Below are 20459 nucleotides of genomic sequence, written 5' to 3'. Positions count from 1 at the left end.
GGGCCTTTGTGTTTTACATCAACGACTTATTAAGCGAACGGGTGACGCAGAACGATGGTTTCGTTGCGGTCCGGGCCCGTCGAAATAATGTCGATCGGCGCGCCGACCAACTCTTCGATGCGCTTGATGTAGTTACGCGCGGCCTGAGGCAGCTCTTCCAGGGTCTTGGCACCCAGGGTCGACTCGCTCCAGCCCGGCATCTGCTCGTACACCGGCTCCAGGCCGATGTAGCTGTCGGCGTCGGTCGGTGCGTCGATCACTGCACCGTCTTCGTTCTTGTAGCCTACGCAGATGTTGATGGTTTCCAGGCCGTCCAGCACGTCCAGCTTGGTCAGGCACAGGCCCGAGATGCTGTTCACATCGATAGCGCGACGCAGAATCACGGCATCGAACCAGCCGCAACGACGGGCACGGCCGGTGGTGGCGCCGAACTCGTGGCCACGCTTGGCCAGGAACGCACCAACGTCGTCGAACAGCTCAGTCGGGAACGGACCGGAACCGACGCGCGTGGTGTAAGCCTTGGTGATGCCGAGGATGTAATCCAGGAACATCGGACCAACACCCGAACCAGTGGCGATGCCGCCAGCGGTGGTGTTGGAGCTGGTGACGTACGGGTAGGTGCCGTGGTCGATGTCCAGCAGGGAGCCCTGGGCGCCTTCGAACATGATGTCCTTGCCGGCACGACGCAGGTTGTGCAGCTCTGCGGTGACGTCGAGCATCATCGGCTTGAGCAGCTCGGCGTATTCCATGCACTCGTCGAGTGTCTTCTGGAAGTCGATCGCTGGCTCTTTGTAGTAATTGACCAGTACGAAGTTGTGGTAATCCAGCAACTCGCCCAGCTTGGCGGCGAAACGCTCACGATGGAACAGATCACCGATGCGCAGACCGCGACGGGCAACCTTGTCTTCGTAAGCCGGGCCGATGCCGCGACCGGTGGTGCCGATCTTCAGCTCGCCACGGGCCTTTTCACGGGCCTGGTCCAGTGCTACGTGGTAGGACAGGATCAGCGGGCAGGACGGGCTGATACGCAGGCGCTCGCGCACCGGTACGCCTTTCTCTTCCAGCTTGTTGATTTCCCGCAGCAGGGCGTCGGGTGCAACCACCACGCCGTTACCGATCAGGCACTGCACGCCTTCGCGCAGCACGCCAGACGGGATCAGGTGCAAGACGGTTTTTTCGCCGTCGATCACCAGAGTGTGACCAGCGTTGTGGCCACCTTGGTAGCGCACTACGGCGGCAGCATGTTCGGTCAGCAGATCAACGATCTTGCCTTTGCCCTCATCACCCCATTGGGTGCCCAGGACTACGACATTCTTACCCATAACACTTGTCCTCATTCGCGCAAACTTGGTGCCGGCGGCGGCCGGCAGGAAAACTCAAGAAGCCAGTGGCGATACTTGCCAAAGCCCGTTCTGCTGAATCAATTGCCGGTCGCAGTCCGCTTCAGGGGCGGCGGCCAAAGGTTGCCCAGGCAATGCCTGAACGACACGCTGACCCTCACTGCGCAACTGGCAAACCTGCTGCCAGAGTGCTGCATCCGTACTGTCAGGCATCCAGATACCGCCAGACGGTAGCTCGATCTCAGCACGCCCCAGGGTCACCAGGGTTTTCAAATCGGTGGAGAAGCCTGTCGCCGGACGGGCGCGACCGAAGTCGGCACCGATATCGTCGTAACGACCGCCCTGAGCGATGGACTGGCCAACACCCGGCACGAACACGGCGAACACCACACCGGTGTGGTAGTGGTAGCCGCGCAATTCGCCCAGGTCGAAGTACAGCGGTAACTCCGGGAAACGCGTGGACAGACGCTCGGCAATCGCCAGCAAATCGTCCAGGGCCGCCAGAACAGGCGCCGGCGCATTGGCCAGACGCTCGCGGGCAGCGCTCAACACTTCACGACCGCCACACAGGTCGACCAGCGCTCGCAGCATGCCCGACAGATCGGCAGGCAGGCCTTCGGTCAAGGTAATGACCTCGTCGATGGCTTTACGTTGCAATGCATCGAACAACTGTTGCTCGACTTCGCCGGACAAACCGGCGGCGCGGGCCAGGCCGCGGTAGATGCCGACATGCCCGAGGTCCATGTGCACATCCGGCACATCGGCCAGTTGCAGCATGGCCAGCATCAGGCTGATGACTTCCACGTCGCTGCTCGGGCTGGCATCGCCGTACAACTCGGCGCCCAGTTGAATCGGGCTGCGCGAGGACGACAACGCACGTGGCTGAGCATGCAGCACGCTACCGGCATAGCACAGACGGCTCGGGCCTTCGCGACGCAGGGTGTGCGCATCGATGCGCGCCACTTGCGGCGTGATGTCGGCACGGAAACCCATCTGCCGGCCCGACTGCGGGTCGATGACCTTGAAGGTGCGCAGATCGAGGTCCTGGCCTGCGCCGGTCAGCAGGGATTCCAGGTACTCGATATGGGGAGTCACGACAAACTCGTAACCCCAGCTCTGGAACAGATCCAACACCTGGCGACGCGCAACTTCGATGCGCGCAGCCTCCGGTGGCAGTACTTCTTCGATGCCATCTGGCAGCAGCCAGCGGTCTACCGTTGCCATTACGCCATTCCCCTATGATCCGGGCAGCAAGCCTTTGGGCGAGCCTTGAGTGAAGCAGAAAATGATCGGCTCATGTGCATAAACCCCGCGCATGAACAACGTGGCGAAAAGCCTGGAACCGGCTTCGCCAACCACTTTCCTCGAAAAACCTGTCGAGTCATTCAACTCGGGCGCCTGCATAAAAACAGCAATCAAACGTGCAGACGCAAAAAAGCCGGGAATTTCCCGGCTGCCGCATCATACACACGTTTTCCCAAAGGATCACCCCGCCCGAGGCTTTAGCCGCCAGGCGGGGGGATGATTCAGGTCAACGTCGTATCAAGGCTTGGCTTTTTCCAGGTAACGGAAGAAGTCACTGCTCGGGTCCAGGACCATGACGTCGGATTTGTTCGCGAAGCTTTCACGGTAGGCACGCAGGCTACGGTAGAACGCGTAGAACTCCTGATCCTGGCCGTATGCCTTGGAGTAGATCGCAGCAGCCTGGGCATCACCATCACCGCGAACCTCTTCGGATTCACGATAGGCTTCAGCCAGCAGCACGCGGCGTTGACGGTCGGCGTCGGCACGGATGCCTTCGGCCAGCTCGTTACCCTTGGCGCGGTGCTCGCGAGCTTCACGCTCACGCTCGGTGCTCATACGCTCGAACACGCTGCGGTTCACTTCCTTCGGCAGGTCGATGGCCTTGACCCGGACATCGACAACTTCAATGCCCAGCTCTTTTTCCGCCATCTTGTTCAGCGAAGCGGTGATGTCTGCCATCAGCGCATCACGTTCACCGGATACCACTTCGTGCAGGGTGCGTTTACCGAACTGGTCACGCAGGCCCGACTCCAGACGACGGGACAGACGCTCGTCGGCAATCTGCTTGAGGCCGGAAGTCGCGGTGTAGAAGCGCTCGGCATCTTTCACGCGCCACTTGGCGTAGGCATCGACCATCACGGCTTTCTTTTCCAGCGTCAGGAAGCGCTGTGTCGGTGCATCCAGCGTCATCAGGCGCGCATCGAATATGCGCACCTTGTTAACGTAAGGCACTTTCACATGCAGGCCTGGCTGAACATCGGCCTGGACCACGCGACCGAATTGCAGCAACACCGCACGCTCGGTCTGAGCCACGATGTAGAAGCAGTTCCAGGCAACGATCGCCACGACGACGCCGACAATAAGGGCGATCAGCGATTTATTGCTCATCAGCGACTCTCCCTGGTACGTGCCTGCTGTTGCTGCAGATCAGCCGCCGCACGCACATTCACTTCATTGCTGCTGGCTGCTGCGCCGGTCACCGGAGTGCTGGTGCGGCGGCCATCCTCGACCATCTTGTCCAGCGGCAGATACAGCAGATTGCTCTGGCCATTCTTGTTGCCGGTCACGAGAACCTTGCTGGTGTTGCTGAAGATTTCCTGCATGGTGTCCAGGTACAGACGCTGACGGGTAACTTCAGGCGCCTTGCGGTACTCGGCCACCAGTTTGGTGAAGCGGTCAGCCTCACCCTTGGCGCGGGAGACGGTCTCGTCGCGGTAACCGTTGGCATCCTCGAGGATGCGCTGGGCCTGACCACGGGCTTCCGGCACGACGCCGTTGGCGTAGGTTTCAGCCTGGTTACGCGAACGCTGTTCGTCTTCACGGGCGCGGATCACGTCATCGAAGGCTTCCTGGACTTCACGCGGTGCAGCAGCGCTCTGTACGTTGACCTGAGTGACGGTGATACCGGTGCGATAGGTATCGAGGAAACGTTGCAGACGCTCCTTGATTTCGCTGGCCATCAATTCACGACCTTCGGTCAGCACCTGGTCCATGGCGGTAGAACCCACCACGTGGCGCAAGGCACTGTCGGTCGCATGCTGCAGGCTGGTTTCCGGCTGATCGACGTTCAGCACGAAGTCCTGCAGGTTGCTGATCTTGTACTGCACGGTCAGCGGCACTTCGACGATGTTTTCGTCTTCAGTCAGCATTTGACCCTGCTTGGTATAGGCACGCTCACGCGTGACGTTTTCCAGGTACTTGCGATCGATCGGCGGGAAATAGATGTTCAGGCCCGGGCCGACGGTTTCATAATATTTGCCGAAGCGCAGCACCACGGCCTGCTCCTGCTCGTCGACCACGTAGACAGCGCTGTACAGCCACACGGCCGCCAGCACGGTCAGACCGATGCCGAGCAGACCGCCAAAGCCGCCACTCTTGCCCGGACCACCGCCCTCGTCACCGCGTTTCTTGCCACCACCGAACAACCCGTTCAGGCTTTCCTGCAGCTTTCGGAAGGCCTCGTCGAGATCCGGTGGTCCCTTGCGGTCGCCGTTATTGCGGCGCTTGCCACCCCAAGGATCCTGATTATTCGAGTTGCCACCCGGCTCATTCCAAGCCATAGCGCTCTCCATCTGATAAAGCAAAGACGCACCCACGGCGCGCCGACCAATGCTACAGAATGCCTGTCACCGCGGCACAACCGCTTTCTCAGGCTTTTATTGCAAAGTGTGTTGCTCGATGAATTCCATCGGTTGCAGACCTTCGCGGCTCACGAGTCGATTCAATTCGATCCGTGGCAAGCGAACGGCCAGCAGGCTGATGCCTTCTTCGTCGTGTTCTTCTTTTTGCACCGCACCGAGTTCGAAAAACTGCGCACGCAGTCGAGCAAAACGTTGCGGCAAGCGCAAGGTGCCAACAAACAAATCGCTGCCCAACAGTTCCGCCACTGCCTGCTTGAGCAAGTCCAGGCCGGTACCGTCCTTGGCCGACAACCAGACCCGCTGCGGCTTGCCATCGGCATCGCGCTGGATCTGCGGCTCAACCCCCTCGAGCAAATCGAGTTTGTTGTATACCTCAAGGATCGGCAAGTCTTGTGCCCCGATCTCCCCGAGCACCACCATGACCTGTTCGATCTGGGCCATACGATCAGGCTCGTGCGCATCGATCACGTGCAGCAGCAGGTCGGAGTTGCTCGACTCTTCGAGCGTAGCTCGAAATGCCTCGACCAGTTTGTGCGGCAGGTGACGAATGAAGCCCACGGTGTCGGCCAGCACGATCGGCCCGAGGTCCTCGAGCTCTAGTCGGCGCAAGGTCGGGTCGAGGGTCGCGAATAGCTGGTTGGCGGCAAAGACGTCGGAATCGGTGACCGAGTTGAACAGCGTCGATTTGCCGGCGTTGGTATAACCCACCAGTGAAACCGTCGGAATGTCAGCACGCTTGCGCCCGCGACGAGACTGCTCGCGCTGGCTGCGGACCTTTTCCAGGCGTCCCTTGATCTGACGCAGACGAATCCGCAACAGGCGCCGGTCGGTTTCCAGTTGGGTTTCACCCGGCCCGCGCAGGCCGATACCGCCCTTCTGCCGCTCAAGGTGAGTCCAGCCGCGAACCAGACGCGTACTCATGTACTCAAGCTGGGCCAGTTCGACCTGGAGCTTGCCTTCATGGGTGCGGGCGCGTTGGGCGAAGATATCGAGAATCAGACCCGTGCGATCGATCACGCGACACTCGAAAATACGTTCGAGGTTACGTTCCTGACTGGGCGTGAGGATGTGATTGAAAATCACCAGATCGACCTGTTCGGCTTTGACCAGGTCGCGTAACTCTTCGACCTTGCCGCTGCTGATCAGGGTTTTGGCGGTTGGCCGATGACGCGGCACGTTAAAAAACGCGACGGTCTCGGCACCAGCCGAAATTGCCAACTCCTGAAACTCCTGCGGATCTTCGCGCGCCTCAGGGTCCTGACCATCCAAGTGAACGAGAATTGCCCGCTCACCACCACCGTGGCGCTCAAAGAACAAAGGAGACTCCTATCAGGCGTTACCTGGCTCAGCGTCGCCTGCTTCGGATTCGGTTGCGCTAGGCAGACGAATTGGACGAACTGGCACCACTGTAGAGATAGCGTGTTTGTAAACCATCTGGCTGACGGTGTTTTTCAGCAGGATAACGAACTGGTCGAAAGACTCGATCGTGCCTTGCAGTTTGATCCCGTTGACCAGGTAGATGGAAACCCCCACTTTCTCTTTACGTAAAGTATTCAAGTAAGGGTCTTGTAGCGAATGCCCTTTTGACATGTGCCGCACTCCTTTAAGGATTCAATATAAAAAATAGGTAAACAGATGGCTTGGGGCCGTCACACCCCCAAGGATAGACGGCAATTGCAAGGACTCAGCTCAATATGGAGATGGTCCCGAGGTATTTCAAGGCGCGCGGCAGATTGTCGCAATCGAGGCTGTCCAACCAGTGTAAATCAGCCCAACTGCGCAGCCAGGTGAACTGGCGCTTCGCCAATTGGCGCGTGGCAATGATTCCACGCTCCTGCATCTCGGCTTGCGTCAGCTTGCCATCCAGGTAATCCCAGACTTGTCGATAACCTACTGCACGTATAGACGGCAACCCGGAATGCAAGTCACCTCTATCTCGCAGGGCTACGACCTCATCGACGAATCCCTGTTCCAACATATTTGTGAATCTTTGTTTAATGCGCTCGTGCAGTACCTGGCGATTTGCCGGAGCGATGGCCAAGTTCGCGACAGTATAGGGCAATTGTTGCAGTCCCGAAGCGGCTGCTTCAGTACTTTGCGCAGATTGTCGCAAGCGTAGCTCAGTCATGCTCTGGCCGCTGACGCGATAAACTTCCAGTGCACGACTAAGGCGCTGCGGATCGTTCGGGTGAATTCGCGCCGCGGATTGCGGATCAATCACCGCCAATTGATCGTGCAGGGCTTGCCAGCCAAGGCGTGCAGCCTCTTCTTCGATTTGCGCACGAACGTCCGCATCGGCCGCCGGCATGTCGGCCAGCCCCTCGAGCAAAGCCTTGTAATAGAGCATTGTGCCGCCCACCAGCAGCGGAATATTGCCCCGCGCGGTGATCTCGCCCATGGCTTGCAACGCATCGCGACGGAAATCCGCGGCGGAATAACTCTCGGCCGGGTCGAGAATGTCGATCAGACGATGCGGGAATTCGGCCAGGATCTCTTTGGAGGGTTTGGCGGTGCCGATGTCCATGCCGCGATAAACCAGCGCCGAATCGACACTGATCAGCTCGCAGGGCAGGACCTTGGTGAGTTCGATGGCCAGGTCGGTCTTGCCGGCGGCCGTCGGCCCCATCAGGAAAATCGCGGGAGGGAACTGGCTCATCAACGACCGCGCAAGAACAGTTTGTCCAGATCGTCCAGGCCCAGTTGGGTCCAGGTCGGTCGGCCATGGTTGCATTGACCGCTGCGCTCGGTGTTTTCCATGTCCCGCAGCAGGCCGTTCATTTCCGGCAAGGCCAGGCGCCGATTCGCGCGAATCGCGCCGTGGCAGGCCATGGTGCCGAGCAGTTCGTTCAAGTGCGCCTGAATCCGGTCGCTGGTGCCGTATTCCATCAAATCCGCCAGCACATCGCTAACCAGTCGGTTGGCCTCGGCCTGCTTCAGCAACGCAGGGATTTGCCGGATGGCCAGGGTTTCCGGGCCAAGGCGCTGCAATTCAAAACCCAGACGCTGGAACCAGGCGACGTTTTCTTCGGCGCAGTCGGCTTCGCGCTGGCTGACCGCCAGGGATTCCGGCACCAGCAATGGCTGACCGCTCAACCCCTCGCTGGCCATGGCGACTTTCAGCCGTTCGTACATGATCCGCTCATGGGCGGCATGCATGTCTACCAGCACCAGGCCTTGGGCGTTTTCCGAAAGAATGTAGATGCCCTTGAGCTGCGCCAGTGCATAGCCCAGCGGCGGAATGTCATCTTGCCCGGCCGGCAGCGCGACCGCATTGGCCTCGGGCAACGGCGCGAAAAACTCGCGATAGGCCGCCTGGGCTTCGGCGACGGGCACGCCGGACTGAGGTCGTGGCGTGTATTGATACTGATAACCGGCACCGGCGCCAGAGCCCGCCGAAGTATTGAAGGACGGCTGGGCCTGAGGCTGCTCCAGCAGCGCATTGGCCGCCAGACGCATCTCGCCCTGCGGGCCGAACTCGCCGGCTTCGATACCGGTTGGCCGGACCATGGCTGTCGCGACAGGCGCGGCCAACTGGTCTTCCGGCCGCACATCACCCAAGGCGCGATGCAAAGTGCCGTAAAGGAAGTCGTGAACCATGCGCCCGTCACGGAAGCGTACTTCGTGCTTGGTCGGGTGCACGTTGACGTCGACGCCCGCCGGATCGACTTCGAAAAACAGCACGAATGTCGGGTGCCGACCGTTGAACAATACGTCACGATAAGCCTGGCGCACTGCGTGGGCCACCAGTTTGTCGCGCACGGCACGGCCATTCACAAAGAAATACTGCAAATCCGCCTGGCTGCGGTTGAAGGTCGGCAACCCGACCCAACCCCACAAATGCAGGCCATTGCGTTCGATTTCGATCGGCAGCGCCTGCTCCAGAAAGCCCGCCCCGCAGATCGCCGCCACACGCCGGGCGCGGGCCGCGTCATCATGGGCTTCGTGCAGGCTGAGGATGGTTTTGCCGTTATGGCGCAGATGGAACGCCACATCGAACCGCGCCAGCGCCAGACGCTTGATCACTTCTTGCAGGTGATCGAATTCGGTTTTTTCGGTCTTGAGAAACTTGCGGCGCGCCGGGGTATTGAAGAACAAATCGCGCACTTCCACCGAAGTGCCCACCGGATGAGCCGCTGGTTGCACGCGAGCCGCCATGTCCCGGCCTTCGGTTTCCACCTGCCAGGCTTGATCGGCGTCGCGAGTGCGGGAAGTCAGGGTCAGACGCGCCACGGAACTGATGGAGGCCAGCGCCTCACCACGAAACCCCAGGCTCATGACCTGTTCGAGGTCTTCCAGGTTGCGGATCTTGCTGGTGGCGTGACGGGCCAGGGCCAAAGGCAGGTCATCGGCGGAAATGCCGCTGCCATCGTCGCGCACCCGCAGCAGCTTGACACCGCCCTGCTCCACATCGACATCGATGCGTTTGGCGCCGGAGTCGAGGCTGTTTTCCAGCAACTCCTTGATCACCGAGGCCGGGCGCTCAACCACTTCACCAGCGGCAATCTGGTTCGCCAGCCGTGGACTGAGTAGCTCGATACGCGCCGTGTTGGTCAGCACCTGGTTCATTCTTTGGCCGCCAGTTCAGTGCCTGGAATGGTCAACGTCTGACCAATCTTCAGCTCGTCACTTTGCAAGTTGTTGGCACTGCGCAAGGTGGCCGCAGACACCTGATAACGCACAGCGATCATCGCCAGGGTTTCGCCGGGGCTCACGCGATGGTCACGCGGGCCTTGGGCGATCTTGCCGGAATCGCGCAGCCAGGCAATGTAAGTGCCCGGCGGCGGGTTCTGCTGGAAGAATTGCCGCACGCCGCTGCTGATGGAGCGCGCCAGCGCCTGCTGGTGGCTCGATGCCGCGAGTTTCGAGGCTTCGTTGGCGTTGGAGATGAACCCGGTTTCCACCAGGATCGACGGGATGTCCGGCGACTTCAGCACCATGAACCCGGCTTGCTCGACACGTTGTTTGTGCAGCGGCGTGACGCGACCGATGTTGCTCAAGACTTTCTGGCCAACGTTCAGGCTGGAAGTCAGGGAAGCGGTCATCGACAGGTCGAGCAGCACGCCGGCGAGCATCCGGTCCTTGTCGTCGAGGCTGACGTTGCCGGCACCGCCGATCAAGTCGGAACGGTTTTCGCTGTCGGCCAGCCAACGGGCGGTCTCCGACGTAGCGCCGCGGTCAGACAGGGCAAACACCGACGCACCGAACGCTGCGGCTGACGGCGCGGCGTCGGCGTGGATCGAAACGAACAGGTCGGCGCCCTTCTTGCGGGCGATTTCGGTACGGCCACGCAATGGAATGAAGTAGTCGCCGGTACGGGTCAGTTCGGCGCGGAAACCTTTCATGCCATTGACCTGACGCTGCAGTTCACGGGCGATGGCCAGCACCACGTCTTTCTCACGCTGACCGCGAGAGCCCGAGGCGCCCGGGTCTTCGCCGCCGTGACCGGCATCGATCACCACGATAATGTCGCGCTTGCCAGCCGGTGCGGGTGGCAGCTTGATCGAAGGCTCGGACGGCGTGACGGGTACGGCGGGTACCGTGGCCACAGACGGTGTTGGCGCAGGCGGTGGCGAGGCATCGGCCGCGTTGTCGAACAGGTCGACTACCAGGCGATTGCCGTACTGGGCGTTCGGCGCCAAGGTGAAGCTTTTCGGCGTGACGGCTTTTTTCAGGTCGATGACTACCCGCAAATCGGTCGGCGTACGCTGAGCCGAACGCATTGCCGTGATCGGCGTGTTGGCCGTGGAGACGTTCAGCGGCGAGCCGAGCGTCGCGCCATTGATGTCGATTACCAGCCGATCCGGTGCGGTCAGGGTAAAGACGCTGTGCTGGACAGGCCCCGTCAGGTCGAACACCAGTCGAGTGTTATCCGGCGCCCGCCAAAGGCGAACACTGTTGACCTTCGTCTCGGCCACAGCGTCGACGGTCACCGCCAAAAACAACACCCCTACGGCAGCAACCAACGCGCGAAAGCGCATACCTAACCCCATCATTTATTTGGATTCCAATGCCAAAACGGCACACCACGACTCGCCACGCGAGCCTTGGGGCAAAATTCTCAGCGAACGCCCGCTGTCTTGCGGGCTAATGGTAATGGTCAGGTCGGGCTTTGGCAAAAAGCCTGCACCCTTCTGGGGCCATTCAATAAGACATAATGCGTCGTCATCGAAATAGTCGCGGATGCCGAGGTACTCCAGCTCCTCGGGGTCGACCAATCGATATAAGTCGAAATGGAAGGCGCGGACGGCGCCGATCTCGTAAGGCTCGACCAGGGTAAAGGTCGGACTTTTTACCGCGCCGGTATGCCCCAGGCCACGGATGATGCCCCGGGACAGTGTGGTTTTCCCCGCGCCCAGATCCCCTTCAAGAAAGATCAGACCGTGCCCTCCGGTGGTTTTGGCGATACGTGCGCCAAAATCGCTCATGGCCTGCTCATCAGCCAGGTACAGGGTTACTTCAGACACGGTGCTTGCTCCTCCAACAACTGACGAATGGCTGGAATCAGATCACTGGCCGCCAGCCCGCGGCCTAATTTACCTTGTTGCGCACCGGCATTGGCGTGCAGCCAGACCGCCAGGCAGGCCGCGTCATACGCGTCCAGGCCCTGAGCGAGCAAGGCGCCCACCAGACCGGCCAGCACATCACCCAACCCGGCCGACGCCATGGCCGGATGGCCCTGATGACACAGCGCCAGACGCCCATCGGGGCTGGCAATCAGACTGCCAGCGCCCTTGAGTACTACCACCGCTGTATATTTTTTGCTCAACGCATGGGCCGCGGCCGGGCGGTCAGCCTGTACGGCCGTTGTCGATATCCCCAGCAATCGTGCCGCTTCGCCCGGATGCGGCGTGATGACACTACCTGCGGGCAAGCTCACGCCACCTTCGGCCAACAGGTTCAATGCATCGGCATCCCATACTTGTGGCTGCGACGCGTTGGCCGCGGCCGACAACAGGCTGCGCCCCCAGGCGGCCTGCCCCAGCCCCGGGCCGACGACCAGCACCGCGGCCTTCTCCAGCAGGCCCATCAATTGATTGGCTGACGACGCGCCGAGCACCATGGCTTCCGGCAAACGCGCCAGGGCGGCCGGAACGTGCTCACTGCGGGTGGCCACGGACACCATGCCGGCACCGCTGCGCAGGGCACTTTGTGCACTAAGCAGGATGGCGCCGCCAAAACCGCGATCACCGCCAATGAGCAATACGTGACCGAATTTGCCTTTGTGGGCAGTTGGAGCGCGGCCGGTCAGACGCGGCACATTACCGGCCGTCAGGCGACGCGCACTGATCTCGGCCCCAATAAATGTCTCGGGGGCGACGTGCAGATCGTTGAATACCAAATCGCCCACCACATCCGCCGCGTCACCGGTGAACAGCCCCACCTTCAAACCGATGAATGTCACCGTCAGGTCTGCTCGAACCGCAATGCCGAGCTGGCGACCCGTATCGGCGCACAGCCCCGAGGGGATATCCACCGCCGCAACCGGGAGCCCACTGGCATTGATCGCGGCGATGACGCTGGCGAACGGCTCGCGCACTTCACCGGTCAGGCCGGTGCCGAACAAGGCATCCAGCACAATGCCGCGCAACTCGGAGTGCGGGGTCCAGCCTTGAATGGCCACGCCTTCGGCCACCGCCTCGGCATGCGCCGACGCGGCATCGCCCTGCAAACGCCCGGGGTCACCGGCGGCCAGCACCCGCACATGCCAGCCGGCACGTCGGGCCAGCACGGCCACCAGATAACCGTCGCCCGCGTTATTGCCATGGCCGGCCACCACACTCAATTCGTGCCCGGTCGGCCAATGGCGGACCAGCGCACGCCAGGTCGCCCGTGCCGCACGCTGCATCAATTCGAAGCCCGGTGTACCGGCCGCGATCACGCTCGCATCGAGCCCTCGGACTTGCGCGGCGCTATACAGCGCGTCGGGTAATTCATCTTTAGTGTGCGGCATGCGTCTTCAGGCTCCGATGTCTGGCAGAATTATACGCATCTCAGCTCCGGTTTCTCTCGCCTCATGCCCGCTATTACCACAGACCTGCCCGCCCTCGCCCAATCCATCAAGGACTGGGGCCGCGAGCTGGGCTTTCAGCAAGTCGGCATCAGCGGCCTCGACCTGGCCGAGCATGAGCAGCACCTGGAGCGCTGGCTCGCCGCTGGCTATCACGGCGAAATGGATTACATGGGCGCCCATGGCAGCAAACGCTCGCACCCGGAAGAACTGGTGCCGGGCACCCTGCGCGTGGTTTCCCTGCGCATGGACTACCTGCCGGGCGACACGCACATGGCGCAACGGCTGGCCCAACCGGAAAAAGCCTACGTCTCGCGTTATGCCTTGGGCCGCGATTACCACAAATTAATTCGTAAACGCGTGCAACAACTGGCGGAAAAGATCCAGGCAGTGATCGGCCCGTTCGGCTACCGCGCCTTCGTCGACAGCGCCCCGGTGCTGGAAAAGGCCATCGCCGAACAGGCTGGCCTGGGCTGGATCGGCAAAAACACGCTGGTCTTGAATCGCAAGGCCGGCAGTTACTTCTTCCTCAGCGAACTGTTCGTCGACCTGCCGCTGCCGGTGGACCCACCCCACGCCACCGAGCACTGCGGTCGCTGCACGGCCTGCCTGGACATTTGCCCGACCAATGCCTTCGTCGGCCCCTATGTGCTGGACGCCCGTCGCTGCATTTCGTACCTGACCATCGAACTGAAAAGCGCGATTCCTGAAGATTTACGACCGCTGATCGGCAATCGGGTGTTCGGTTGCGATGACTGCCAGATTGTCTGCCCATGGAACCGCTTCGCCCGGCCTTCCGGGGAAAGCGACTTCAAACCCCGGCACAACTTGGACAACGCCGAACTGGCCGAACTGTTCATGTGGGACGAAGAAAAATTCCTCAGCAGCACCGAAGGTTCACCGTTGCGTCGGGCCGGTTACGAGCGTTGGTTGCGCAATCTGGCGGTCGGCCTGGGCAATGCGCCGTCGAGCATTCCGGTGCTGGAAGCGTTGAAGGCACGGCGGGACTATCCGTCGGAACTGGTGCGCGAGCATGTCGAATGGGCGCTAAAACAACACGGACTTATGTAGTAGCTGCCGAAGACTGCGTTCGGCGCGACTGCGAAGCGAGCCCTTCGGCCTCGAACGCAGCCTTCGGCAGCTGCTACAGGGACTGCGTGTAAATCAGGCTTCGTCGTTATAAACGAACTTGGGCATTTCCCAGTGGAAACGGATCGCCAGCAAGCGCAGCAGGAAGCCGCCGAATAGCGTGATCAGGATCGCCTGTTCACCCGGCAATTGCAGATAGACACAGAATAAATAGCACCACGCCGCGGCAAACGAGACGCTGGCGTAGAGTTCGCGGCGGAAGATCAGCGGGATGTCGTTGCAGAAGATGTCCCGCAGAATGCCACCGAATACCCCGGTGATCACGCCGCTGACCGAGGCCACCAGCATGCCGTGGCCCATTTCCAGGGCGGTCATGCAGCCGATCAGGGTGAACGCCACCAGGCCCGCGGCGTCGAGCACCAGAAACAGCGAGCGCAGATGGCGCATCCAGCGCGCAGCGAAGACGGTGAACATCGCTGCGATCGACGTCAACACCAGGTATTCCGGGTGTTTGACCCAGGTCAGCGGGTAATGGCCAAGCAACACGTCGCGCACCGACCCGCCGCCCAACGCCGTGACGCATGCAATCAATACCACGCCAAACCAGTCCATGCCGCGACGGCCCGCAGACAGGGCGCCAGTCATGGCTTCGGCAGTAATGGCGATCAGGTAGAGCATCAGCAACATGGTGGCGGTCCTTACGAGAAGGCGCGCAGTCTACTCACTTCACCGAAGCACCAAAAGAGGGCGAAGCATTCACACCTGTGGCGAGGGGGCTTGCCCCCGTTGGGTCGCGTAGCGGCCCCAAAACCAGACACCCTGTTCTTCCAGGCGTACCGCGCCGACCGGTTTGCGACTGCTACGCAGCCGAACGGGGCGGTGCGGCGTTCCGACAAGCTCCCTCGCCACAAAAACCTCCCTATGCCCAATCAGAACTTGATGAAATTCTTGCGGTAGTGCTGCAGCTCGGCGATCGATTCGCGGATGTCGTCCAGGGCCAGGTGGGTGCTGCCCTTTTTGAAGCTGTCGCGCACGTCCGGTGCCCAACGCGCGGCCAACTCCTTGAGGGTCGACACGTCGAGGTTGCGGTAGTGGAAATAGCTTTCCAACGACTTCATGTGGGTATAAAGGAAGCGACGGTCCTGGCAGATGCTGTTGCCACAGATCGGCGACTTGCCCTTCGGCACCCATTTCTCCAGGAAGGCGATGGTCTGGGCTTCCGCTTCGGCCATGCTGATGCGGCTGTCGCGAACCCGTTGGGTCAGCCCGGAGCCGCCGTGTTGACGGGTATTCCACTCGTCCATGCCGGCGAGGATCTCGTCGCTGTGATGAATGGCGATCACCGGACCTTCAGCCAAGGTGTTCAAATTACTGTCGGTGACGATGGTGGCCATCTCGATGATGACGTCGGTATCAGGGTTCAGCCCGGTCATTTCCAGGTCGATCCAGATCAGGTTCTGCGGGTTCTGCATATGTCGGCTCCTCGGCGTAGGTTCGCAGTTTAGCCTAGGGAGGCGGCCGGGCGTGCTAAACTCGCGACCGTTTTACCTAATCGCTGCATTCTCGATACGGAACACCCATGGCCAAACGCCAACTCAATCGTCGTCAAAACTGGCGCATCGAAAAGATTCAGGGCGAGCGCGCTGCCCGCGCCGCCAAACGCGAGTCCTCGGCTGTCGAGGCACTTGAGGGTGGCGACCTGGGTCCGGAACAGACGGGCCTGGTGATCGCGCACTTCGGTGTACAGGTTGAAGTCGAAGCCCTCGATGGCGAGCTGGCCGGCCAGGTATTCCGCTGCCACTTGCGCGCCAACCTGCCGGCGCTGGTGACCGGCGATCAGGTCGTATGGCGTGCCGGCAACCAGGGCATCGGCGTGATCGTGGCGCAACTGCCGCGCAAAACCGAGCTCTGCCGCCCGGACAGTCGTGGACAGCTCAAGCCGGTGGCGGCCAACGTCGACATGATCGTCATCGTCTTCGCACCGCTGCCAGAGCCTCATGCCAACCTGATCGACCGCTACCTGGTTGCCGCGGAACATGCGGGTATCCGCCCGTTGTTGCTGCTGAACAAATTCGACCTGATCGACGAGCAGAACGCCCCGGCGCTGAATGCCTTGCTGGCGGTTTACCGCACGCTGGGCTACCCGGTGCTGGAAGTGTCGGCGCACCACGGCAACGGCATGGAACAACTTCAAAAACTGTTGGACGGGCACATCAGTGTGTTCGTCGGCCAGTCCGGTGTCGGCAAATCATCTTTGGTCAACAGCCTGTTGCCGGAAGTCGAAACCCGCGTCGGCCCGCTGTCCGAGCTGTCGGGCCAGGGCACCCACACCACCACCACCGCGCGGTTGTTCCACTTCCCCGGTGGCGGTGAGTTGATTGACTCCCCGGGTATCCGCGAGTTCGGCCTGGGTCACGTCAGCCGTGCCGACGTCGAAGCCGGCTTCATCGAGTTCAACGACCTGCTCGGCACGTGCCGCTTCCGCGACTGCAAACACGACCGCGAACCGGGCTGCGCCCTGCTCAAGGCCCTGGAAGATGGCCGCGTGCAGCAGCAACGGATGAACAGCTACCGGTCGATCATCGCCAGCTTGCCTGAAAACAGCTATTAAACAGACGCGCCAGCCGCCCCGACATCAATGGGACGGCTGGCTGCTCGCAGCAGCCTACAAAAACCACCCATCGACTTAAACATCAGATATTTCTGTAGGGCATCCGCACGCCTGTTTGAAGGGTACTTCTCTTTAACCGTAAAGGCCTTGTTCCAGCCCTTCAACTGCATACATTCAAGCCCTCTTCGCATATTAGCGATACTGAGGGACAGCCATGCCAACCTATCACTTGTTCATCGTTCACTCGTGGAACCGTTCAGGCGCCCATTACCGCGAACTCGCCCTCAAGGGACACTTCTGATGCCTGTATTCATCAGCTATCGTCACGCGGATCGCCCCTACGCGATCGCCATCAGCAGCCGTCTGATACAGGCCAACATCAAGACCTACTTCGACGTGCTGGATCCGGAATCCCAGACCACTGACGACATCACCGGGGTCATCACCCGCTACATCAGCGCGAGCACGCATCTGATAGCCGTTGTCTCGGGCAAGACCGTGCCGCCATGGTGGGTACCGTTCGAAATCGGCGAAGCGACCATCAGCAACCGGCGGATTTGCTCATTCCAGACCGAACCGGCGGAACTGCCGCTGTACTTCGATAAATGGCCGAAGCTCAGCACTGACAAGGACCTGGATTTTTTCATTGAGGCCTACCGTGAAGAAGTGGCGACCAAGCGTTCAATGACACTGGATTCAATCAGCGAATCCCTTTGCGGCAGCTACAGACGCAATGCGGAACTGTTCCACGACCAGCTCAAGAGTCGCATCCGACGGGGTTTCTGAGAGGTGCAAAAAAGCCGCGATGATCGCGGCTTTCTTGTATTTCAATGCTGACCAATCAACGGCCGAACGGTTACTCGCGGCGCAGGTCAATCCTTTTTGGGTCGTGTCGGGTTGTCCTGACGATAGGTGTGCTGGGGATTGATGACCAATTGCCTGACCTGGCTGTCCAACTCTTTGCTGTGATACAGGTCCAGGCATTTCAGCAGCTCAAAACGAACACCTTGTCGCTCTGATTCGACCAGTGGATTGTGATAATCAAGAACCAGAAACTGGTCAACCAGAGATTTACCGGCTTGAGGTGCTTGCTCCAGATCGAAATAGGTCCAGTCCATAAGCGCACTGGTACTGTTTCCGGCATCCTGGGCGGCTTCAGGTTCGCTCTTGTAGGCTGTCGCGATGCAGTCTGCCAGCACCATATCCTTGTAATTCTGCGCGTAGGTGCGCCCGCCTGCCTGTGGGGAGCGGGTCGGATCATCCTTGGACCAACTGTTGGAAGGTACGACTGCCCAAGCCAGGACCAAAACCGCAGTCAAATATTTCATCACGACAAACTCCAGAAGTTCGCGCGATCGGTTTGATAATTCACACCTGGCTCATAGAAATAGCAGTGGCCATAACACATTCAGGTCTAGACCTCAGGAAACCGCTGCCGGCGGTTTCGGCTCGACGCTCTTCAGGCCAGGCTTCTGGAACGGGTACAAGTGCTGGCGCAGGATACCGCCCGGCAAGTCCTTGCCAAAAACCCCGTAGCGCGTCGGCCACTCCTTGGGTGGCAACTTGAAGGTGCCAAACAGCATATCCACCAGTGGCGTATGGATCGCATAGTTCTTGTAGATGTAATCCTTGTGCCGGGCATGATGCCAATGGTGATAGCGCGGCAGGACCAGCACATAATTCAGCCAGCCGCCGTTGATCCGTACATTGGCGTGGGCCAGCACTGCCTGCACCCCGACCAGAATCACGTAGGCGTTCAACGCCTGGGGCGCAAAACCCAGCAGCATCAAAGGCACCAGCACGCCGGTACGGGTGAGCAGAATCTCGATGAAGTGGACACGCGAACCGGCGAGCCAATCCATGTGCGTGCTTGAGTGATGTACGGCATGCATGCGCCATAACCACGGCACGACGTGATACAGCCGATGCAGCCAGTACTGACCGAGGTCAGCCACCAGTACCGCCAGCAAGAACTGCACAACGATCGGCAGGCTTTGTACGCTGGCCTGCAAATCCGCCGACACGGCCCAGCCAGCCATAAAGCTCGACGAGGCAGTGATGAAAATCAGGATGAACTGCACCAGCATATGACTGACAAAAAAGTAGGTCAGGTCAGTTCGCCAGTGCGGACGCAGAATGTTTTGCTCAGGGTCCTTGGAATAGAGTTTTTCCAGGGGGATAAAGACGATGGCCGACACCAGCAGAGCCAGGACGAACCAGTCCAGCCCCAGCGAGTACGGTGTCTGCCCAATCGAGCTGATCTGCACATTGGTGCCGCCGAGAAACACCGCCAGCCCCGAGGCGACAAGTCCGGTAATCCCCAAGCGCTTTCGCTTGTTGAGCAGGATATTCAGGGTGCCCAGGCTGAAAGACAGTACCAGCCCAAGCAATAGCGTGGTGCGCGCAAACTGTTCGTCGTACACCTTGCGCAGTTCGGCGGTGGTCAGCCATTCGGGAAAGAGAAAGCACAATACCGCCAGCAGGCTCAATAGCCCGAGCGTGGCTGAGATGTAGCCACTGACCCGCCCTTCACCAAACTTGAAGGGTGCATTGCCATGCTGCTGAAAATAGGACTTGAGTCTTTCCATTACTGATCTTCCATGATTCCGAAAACAAACTTGCAGTGAGTCGAGTCAGTGCGACGCTGCAGTGACGCAGCCAGAAACAGAAAAGCCACTCATGGTGGCTTTTCTGCAGGTTATTGCTTGGGCGGTACAGCGGGTTTGGGCGGTTCGCCCGGCTTCGGCGCCGGATTATCAAACAGATTCAAACGCTCACGAAGTTCGTGTGCCGGCAGCGGTTCCTTATCCGCCGGCAATGCGTTCGGATCGGCTGGCGGCGCATGCACTTCGCCCGGGCCACCCTGCCCTTGCGTCGGCGCTGGCGCCGGTTCGGCACCTTGTTCACCTTCGATGGCGCGCTGGGCTTTCTTGGTCAGCACCACGATGTCGATCCGGCGGTTGACCGGATTGAACGGGTTCTCTCTGTCGAACAGCGCCGACGAGGCATAACCGACGACTCGCGCGACCTGGGCATCCGGATAACTGCCGGCGACCAATGCACGACGAGCCGCGTTGGCGCGATTGGCCGAGAGTTCCCAGTTACCGAAATCGCCGGTGCCCGAGTACGGCTTGGCATCGGTGTGGCCGCTGATGCTGATCTTGTTCGGCACCGCTTTGATGGTGTCGGCCATGGCCAGCAGAATGTCTTCGAAGTACGGCTTCAGACGCGCACTGCCAGAGTCGAACATTGGGCGGTTTTCGGCGTCCATGATCTGGATGCGCAAACCGTCCTGGGTGATCTCGAAGAGGATCTGGTCCTTGAATTTCTGCAATTGCGGGTTTTCATTGACCTTGTTCTGCAACTCTTGCAGCAACAACTCCAGGCGTTCCTTCTCGACCTGCTCGGCCATGCCTTCAACCTGCTCGGCGTCGATGGTCACCTTGTCTGGCTGCGGCTGAGATTTCACCTCCGGGTTGAGGGTGTTCTCCGGCGCCAGGGTCGGCGTGCCGCCCAGGTCGATGATGTACGGTGTACCGCTTTCGGAAAACCCGACCGGGTCCTTGAAGTAACCGGCGATGGCGATCTTCTGTTCAGGCGTCGCGGTGGACAGCAGCCACAACACCAGGAAGAACGCCATCATCGCCGTCGCGAAGTCCGCGAAGGCGATTTTCCAGGCGCCCCCGTGATGCCCTCCGGCGATGCGCTTGACGCGCTTGATGATTATCGGCTGGTTATTTTCCATG

At 60.3% G+C, this 20459-nt stretch carries 19 protein-coding genes; 3 read left to right on the top strand and 16 right to left on the bottom strand.

The genetic code is table 11. The annotated features are described in order from the left end of the window. Positions 1-29: 29 nt before the first annotated feature. The 11 genes from AC1DQM_RS20940 to AC1DQM_RS20890 form a co-directional block, all read right to left on the bottom strand. The gene (locus tag AC1DQM_RS20940; protein ID WP_018928499.1) at positions 30-1322 is read right to left on the bottom strand and encodes an adenylosuccinate synthase; all 1293 of its coding nucleotides are present in this window, start codon (positions 1320-1322) and stop codon (positions 30-32) included. Between the two features lie 54 nt (positions 1323-1376). After that, positions 1377-2564, bottom strand: a complete 1188-nt coding sequence (locus tag AC1DQM_RS20935; RefSeq protein WP_477746783.1) for an ATP phosphoribosyltransferase regulatory subunit — start codon at positions 2562-2564, stop codon at positions 1377-1379. Between the two features lie 318 nt (positions 2565-2882). Continuing rightward, a complete protein-coding gene (gene hflC / locus AC1DQM_RS20930; protein ID WP_007939589.1) occupies positions 2883-3752 on the bottom strand; it encodes a protease modulator HflC in 870 nt (289 codons plus the stop codon). Next, entirely contained in the window at positions 3752-4924 is a 1173-nt protein-coding gene (gene hflK / locus AC1DQM_RS20925; protein WP_018928501.1) for an FtsH protease activity modulator HflK, read from the bottom strand. Before hflK ends, hflC begins: the two co-directional genes overlap by 1 nt. 96 nt (positions 4925-5020) lie before the next feature. After that, positions 5021-6322, bottom strand: coding sequence for a ribosome rescue GTPase HflX (gene hflX, locus AC1DQM_RS20920; RefSeq protein WP_007939591.1), 1302 nt, complete (start codon positions 6320-6322; stop codon positions 5021-5023). A gap of 12 nt (positions 6323-6334) precedes the next feature. After that, the gene (hfq, locus tag AC1DQM_RS20915) at positions 6335-6595 is read right to left on the bottom strand and encodes an RNA chaperone Hfq (RefSeq protein ID WP_007902656.1); all 261 of its coding nucleotides are present in this window, start codon (positions 6593-6595) and stop codon (positions 6335-6337) included. 94 nt (positions 6596-6689) lie between these two features. After that, on the bottom strand, positions 6690-7661 hold the full coding sequence (gene miaA / locus AC1DQM_RS20910) for a tRNA (adenosine(37)-N6)-dimethylallyltransferase MiaA (RefSeq protein ID WP_086944079.1): 972 nt from the start codon (positions 7659-7661) through the stop codon (positions 6690-6692). Then, the gene (gene mutL, locus AC1DQM_RS20905; protein WP_018928503.1) at positions 7661-9571 is read right to left on the bottom strand and encodes a DNA mismatch repair endonuclease MutL; all 1911 of its coding nucleotides are present in this window, start codon (positions 9569-9571) and stop codon (positions 7661-7663) included. The genes miaA and mutL overlap by 1 nt, the downstream gene beginning before the upstream one ends. Further along, a complete protein-coding gene (locus AC1DQM_RS20900; protein WP_064616019.1) occupies positions 9568-10998 on the bottom strand; it encodes an N-acetylmuramoyl-L-alanine amidase in 1431 nt (476 codons plus the stop codon). Before AC1DQM_RS20900 ends, mutL begins: the two co-directional genes overlap by 4 nt. Then, the gene (gene tsaE, locus AC1DQM_RS20895) at positions 10999-11469 is read right to left on the bottom strand and encodes a tRNA (adenosine(37)-N6)-threonylcarbamoyltransferase complex ATPase subunit type 1 TsaE (protein WP_018928505.1); all 471 of its coding nucleotides are present in this window, start codon (positions 11467-11469) and stop codon (positions 10999-11001) included. It lies immediately after the preceding gene. Next, complete coding sequence (locus AC1DQM_RS20890) at positions 11457-12956, bottom strand: NAD(P)H-hydrate dehydratase (RefSeq protein ID WP_477746782.1); 1500 nt, start codon at positions 12954-12956, stop codon at positions 11457-11459. Before AC1DQM_RS20890 ends, tsaE begins: the two co-directional genes overlap by 13 nt. A gap of 63 nt (positions 12957-13019) precedes the next feature. Between AC1DQM_RS20890 and queG the strand changes: the two genes are divergently transcribed. After that, positions 13020-14084 (top strand): tRNA epoxyqueuosine(34) reductase QueG, encoded by a 1065-nt coding sequence (gene queG / locus AC1DQM_RS20885; RefSeq protein WP_086944082.1) that lies wholly within the window; start codon positions 13020-13022, stop codon positions 14082-14084. 93 nt (positions 14085-14177) lie between these two features. Here the strand turns inward: queG and AC1DQM_RS20880 are convergent, their stop codons facing one another. Both AC1DQM_RS20880 and orn read right to left on the bottom strand, forming a co-directional pair. Beyond that, positions 14178-14789, bottom strand: coding sequence for a trimeric intracellular cation channel family protein (locus AC1DQM_RS20880; protein WP_018928508.1), 612 nt, complete (start codon positions 14787-14789; stop codon positions 14178-14180). A 242-nt stretch (positions 14790-15031) separates the two neighbouring features. Further along, positions 15032-15574: an oligoribonuclease gene (gene orn, locus AC1DQM_RS20875; RefSeq protein WP_018928509.1), complete on the bottom strand. Its 543-nt coding sequence runs from the start codon at positions 15572-15574 to the stop codon at positions 15032-15034. A gap of 107 nt (positions 15575-15681) precedes the next feature. On the opposite strand from orn, the gene rsgA reads away from it, so the two are divergent. After that, positions 15682-16713, top strand: coding sequence for a small ribosomal subunit biogenesis GTPase RsgA (gene rsgA / locus AC1DQM_RS20870; protein WP_018928510.1), 1032 nt, complete (start codon positions 15682-15684; stop codon positions 16711-16713). A 300-nt stretch (positions 16714-17013) separates the two neighbouring features. Continuing rightward, on the top strand, positions 17014-17499 hold the full coding sequence (locus AC1DQM_RS20865) for a toll/interleukin-1 receptor domain-containing protein (RefSeq protein WP_086944084.1): 486 nt from the start codon (positions 17014-17016) through the stop codon (positions 17497-17499). 86 nt (positions 17500-17585) lie between these two features. Here AC1DQM_RS20865 and AC1DQM_RS20860 read toward each other — a convergent pair whose 3' ends face one another. The 3 genes from AC1DQM_RS20860 to motB all read right to left on the bottom strand — a co-directional run bounded on the left by AC1DQM_RS20860 (position 17586) and on the right by motB (position 20458). Next, positions 17586-18041 carry a type VI secretion system amidase immunity protein Tai4 gene (locus AC1DQM_RS20860; RefSeq protein WP_477746781.1) on the bottom strand — a complete coding sequence of 152 codons (456 nt, stop codon included), beginning with the start codon at positions 18039-18041 and terminating at the stop codon, positions 17586-17588. A gap of 93 nt (positions 18042-18134) precedes the next feature. Continuing rightward, complete coding sequence (locus tag AC1DQM_RS20855; protein ID WP_064616010.1) at positions 18135-19301, bottom strand: sterol desaturase family protein; 1167 nt, start codon at positions 19299-19301, stop codon at positions 18135-18137. A 110-nt stretch (positions 19302-19411) separates the two neighbouring features. Continuing rightward, positions 19412-20458: a flagellar motor protein MotB gene (gene motB / locus AC1DQM_RS20850; protein ID WP_018928514.1), complete on the bottom strand. Its 1047-nt coding sequence runs from the start codon at positions 20456-20458 to the stop codon at positions 19412-19414. Position 20459: the final 1 nt, after the last annotated feature.

It is taken from the genome of Pseudomonas sp. 01L34, assembly GCF_056400265.1.
Note: the sequence above shows the minus strand (reverse complement) of the source record. Positions and strands in the feature narration are given on the sequence as shown.

Bases quoted from the DNA above. Each gene is read 5' to 3' on its own strand.
- AC1DQM_RS20865 (WP_086944084.1), top strand. From the start codon at position 17,014: ATGCCTGTATTCATCAGCTATCGTCACGCGGATCGCCCCTACGCGATC.
- AC1DQM_RS20890 (WP_477746782.1), bottom strand. From the start codon at position 12,956: ATGCCGCACACTAAAGATGAATTACCCGACGCGCTGTATAGCGCCGCG.
- miaA (WP_086944079.1), bottom strand. From the start codon at position 7,661: ATGAGCCAGTTCCCTCCCGCGATTTTCCTGATGGGGCCGACGGCCGCC.
- queG (WP_086944082.1), top strand. From the start codon at position 13,020: ATGCCCGCTATTACCACAGACCTGCCCGCCCTCGCCCAATCCATCAAG.
- motB (WP_018928514.1), bottom strand. From the start codon at position 20,458: ATGGAAAATAACCAGCCGATAATCATCAAGCGCGTCAAGCGCATCGCC.
- hflC (WP_007939589.1), bottom strand. From the start codon at position 3,752: ATGAGCAATAAATCGCTGATCGCCCTTATTGTCGGCGTCGTCGTGGCG.
- hflK (WP_018928501.1), bottom strand. From the start codon at position 4,924: ATGGCTTGGAATGAGCCGGGTGGCAACTCGAATAATCAGGATCCTTGG.
- mutL (WP_018928503.1), bottom strand. From the start codon at position 9,571: ATGAACCAGGTGCTGACCAACACGGCGCGTATCGAGCTACTCAGTCCA.
- orn (WP_018928509.1), bottom strand. From the start codon at position 15,574: ATGCAGAACCCGCAGAACCTGATCTGGATCGACCTGGAAATGACCGGG.
- rsgA (WP_018928510.1), top strand. From the start codon at position 15,682: ATGGCCAAACGCCAACTCAATCGTCGTCAAAACTGGCGCATCGAAAAG.
- AC1DQM_RS20900 (WP_064616019.1), bottom strand. From the start codon at position 10,998: ATGATGGGGTTAGGTATGCGCTTTCGCGCGTTGGTTGCTGCCGTAGGG.
- AC1DQM_RS20855 (WP_064616010.1), bottom strand. From the start codon at position 19,301: ATGGAAAGACTCAAGTCCTATTTTCAGCAGCATGGCAATGCACCCTTC.
- hfq (WP_007902656.1), bottom strand. From the start codon at position 6,595: ATGTCAAAAGGGCATTCGCTACAAGACCCTTACTTGAATACTTTACGT.
- AC1DQM_RS20880 (WP_018928508.1), bottom strand. From the start codon at position 14,789: ATGTTGCTGATGCTCTACCTGATCGCCATTACTGCCGAAGCCATGACT.
- AC1DQM_RS20935 (WP_477746783.1), bottom strand. From the start codon at position 2,564: ATGGCAACGGTAGACCGCTGGCTGCTGCCAGATGGCATCGAAGAAGTA.
- AC1DQM_RS20860 (WP_477746781.1), bottom strand. From the start codon at position 18,041: ATGAAATATTTGACTGCGGTTTTGGTCCTGGCTTGGGCAGTCGTACCT.
- AC1DQM_RS20940 (WP_018928499.1), bottom strand. From the start codon at position 1,322: ATGGGTAAGAATGTCGTAGTCCTGGGCACCCAATGGGGTGATGAGGGC.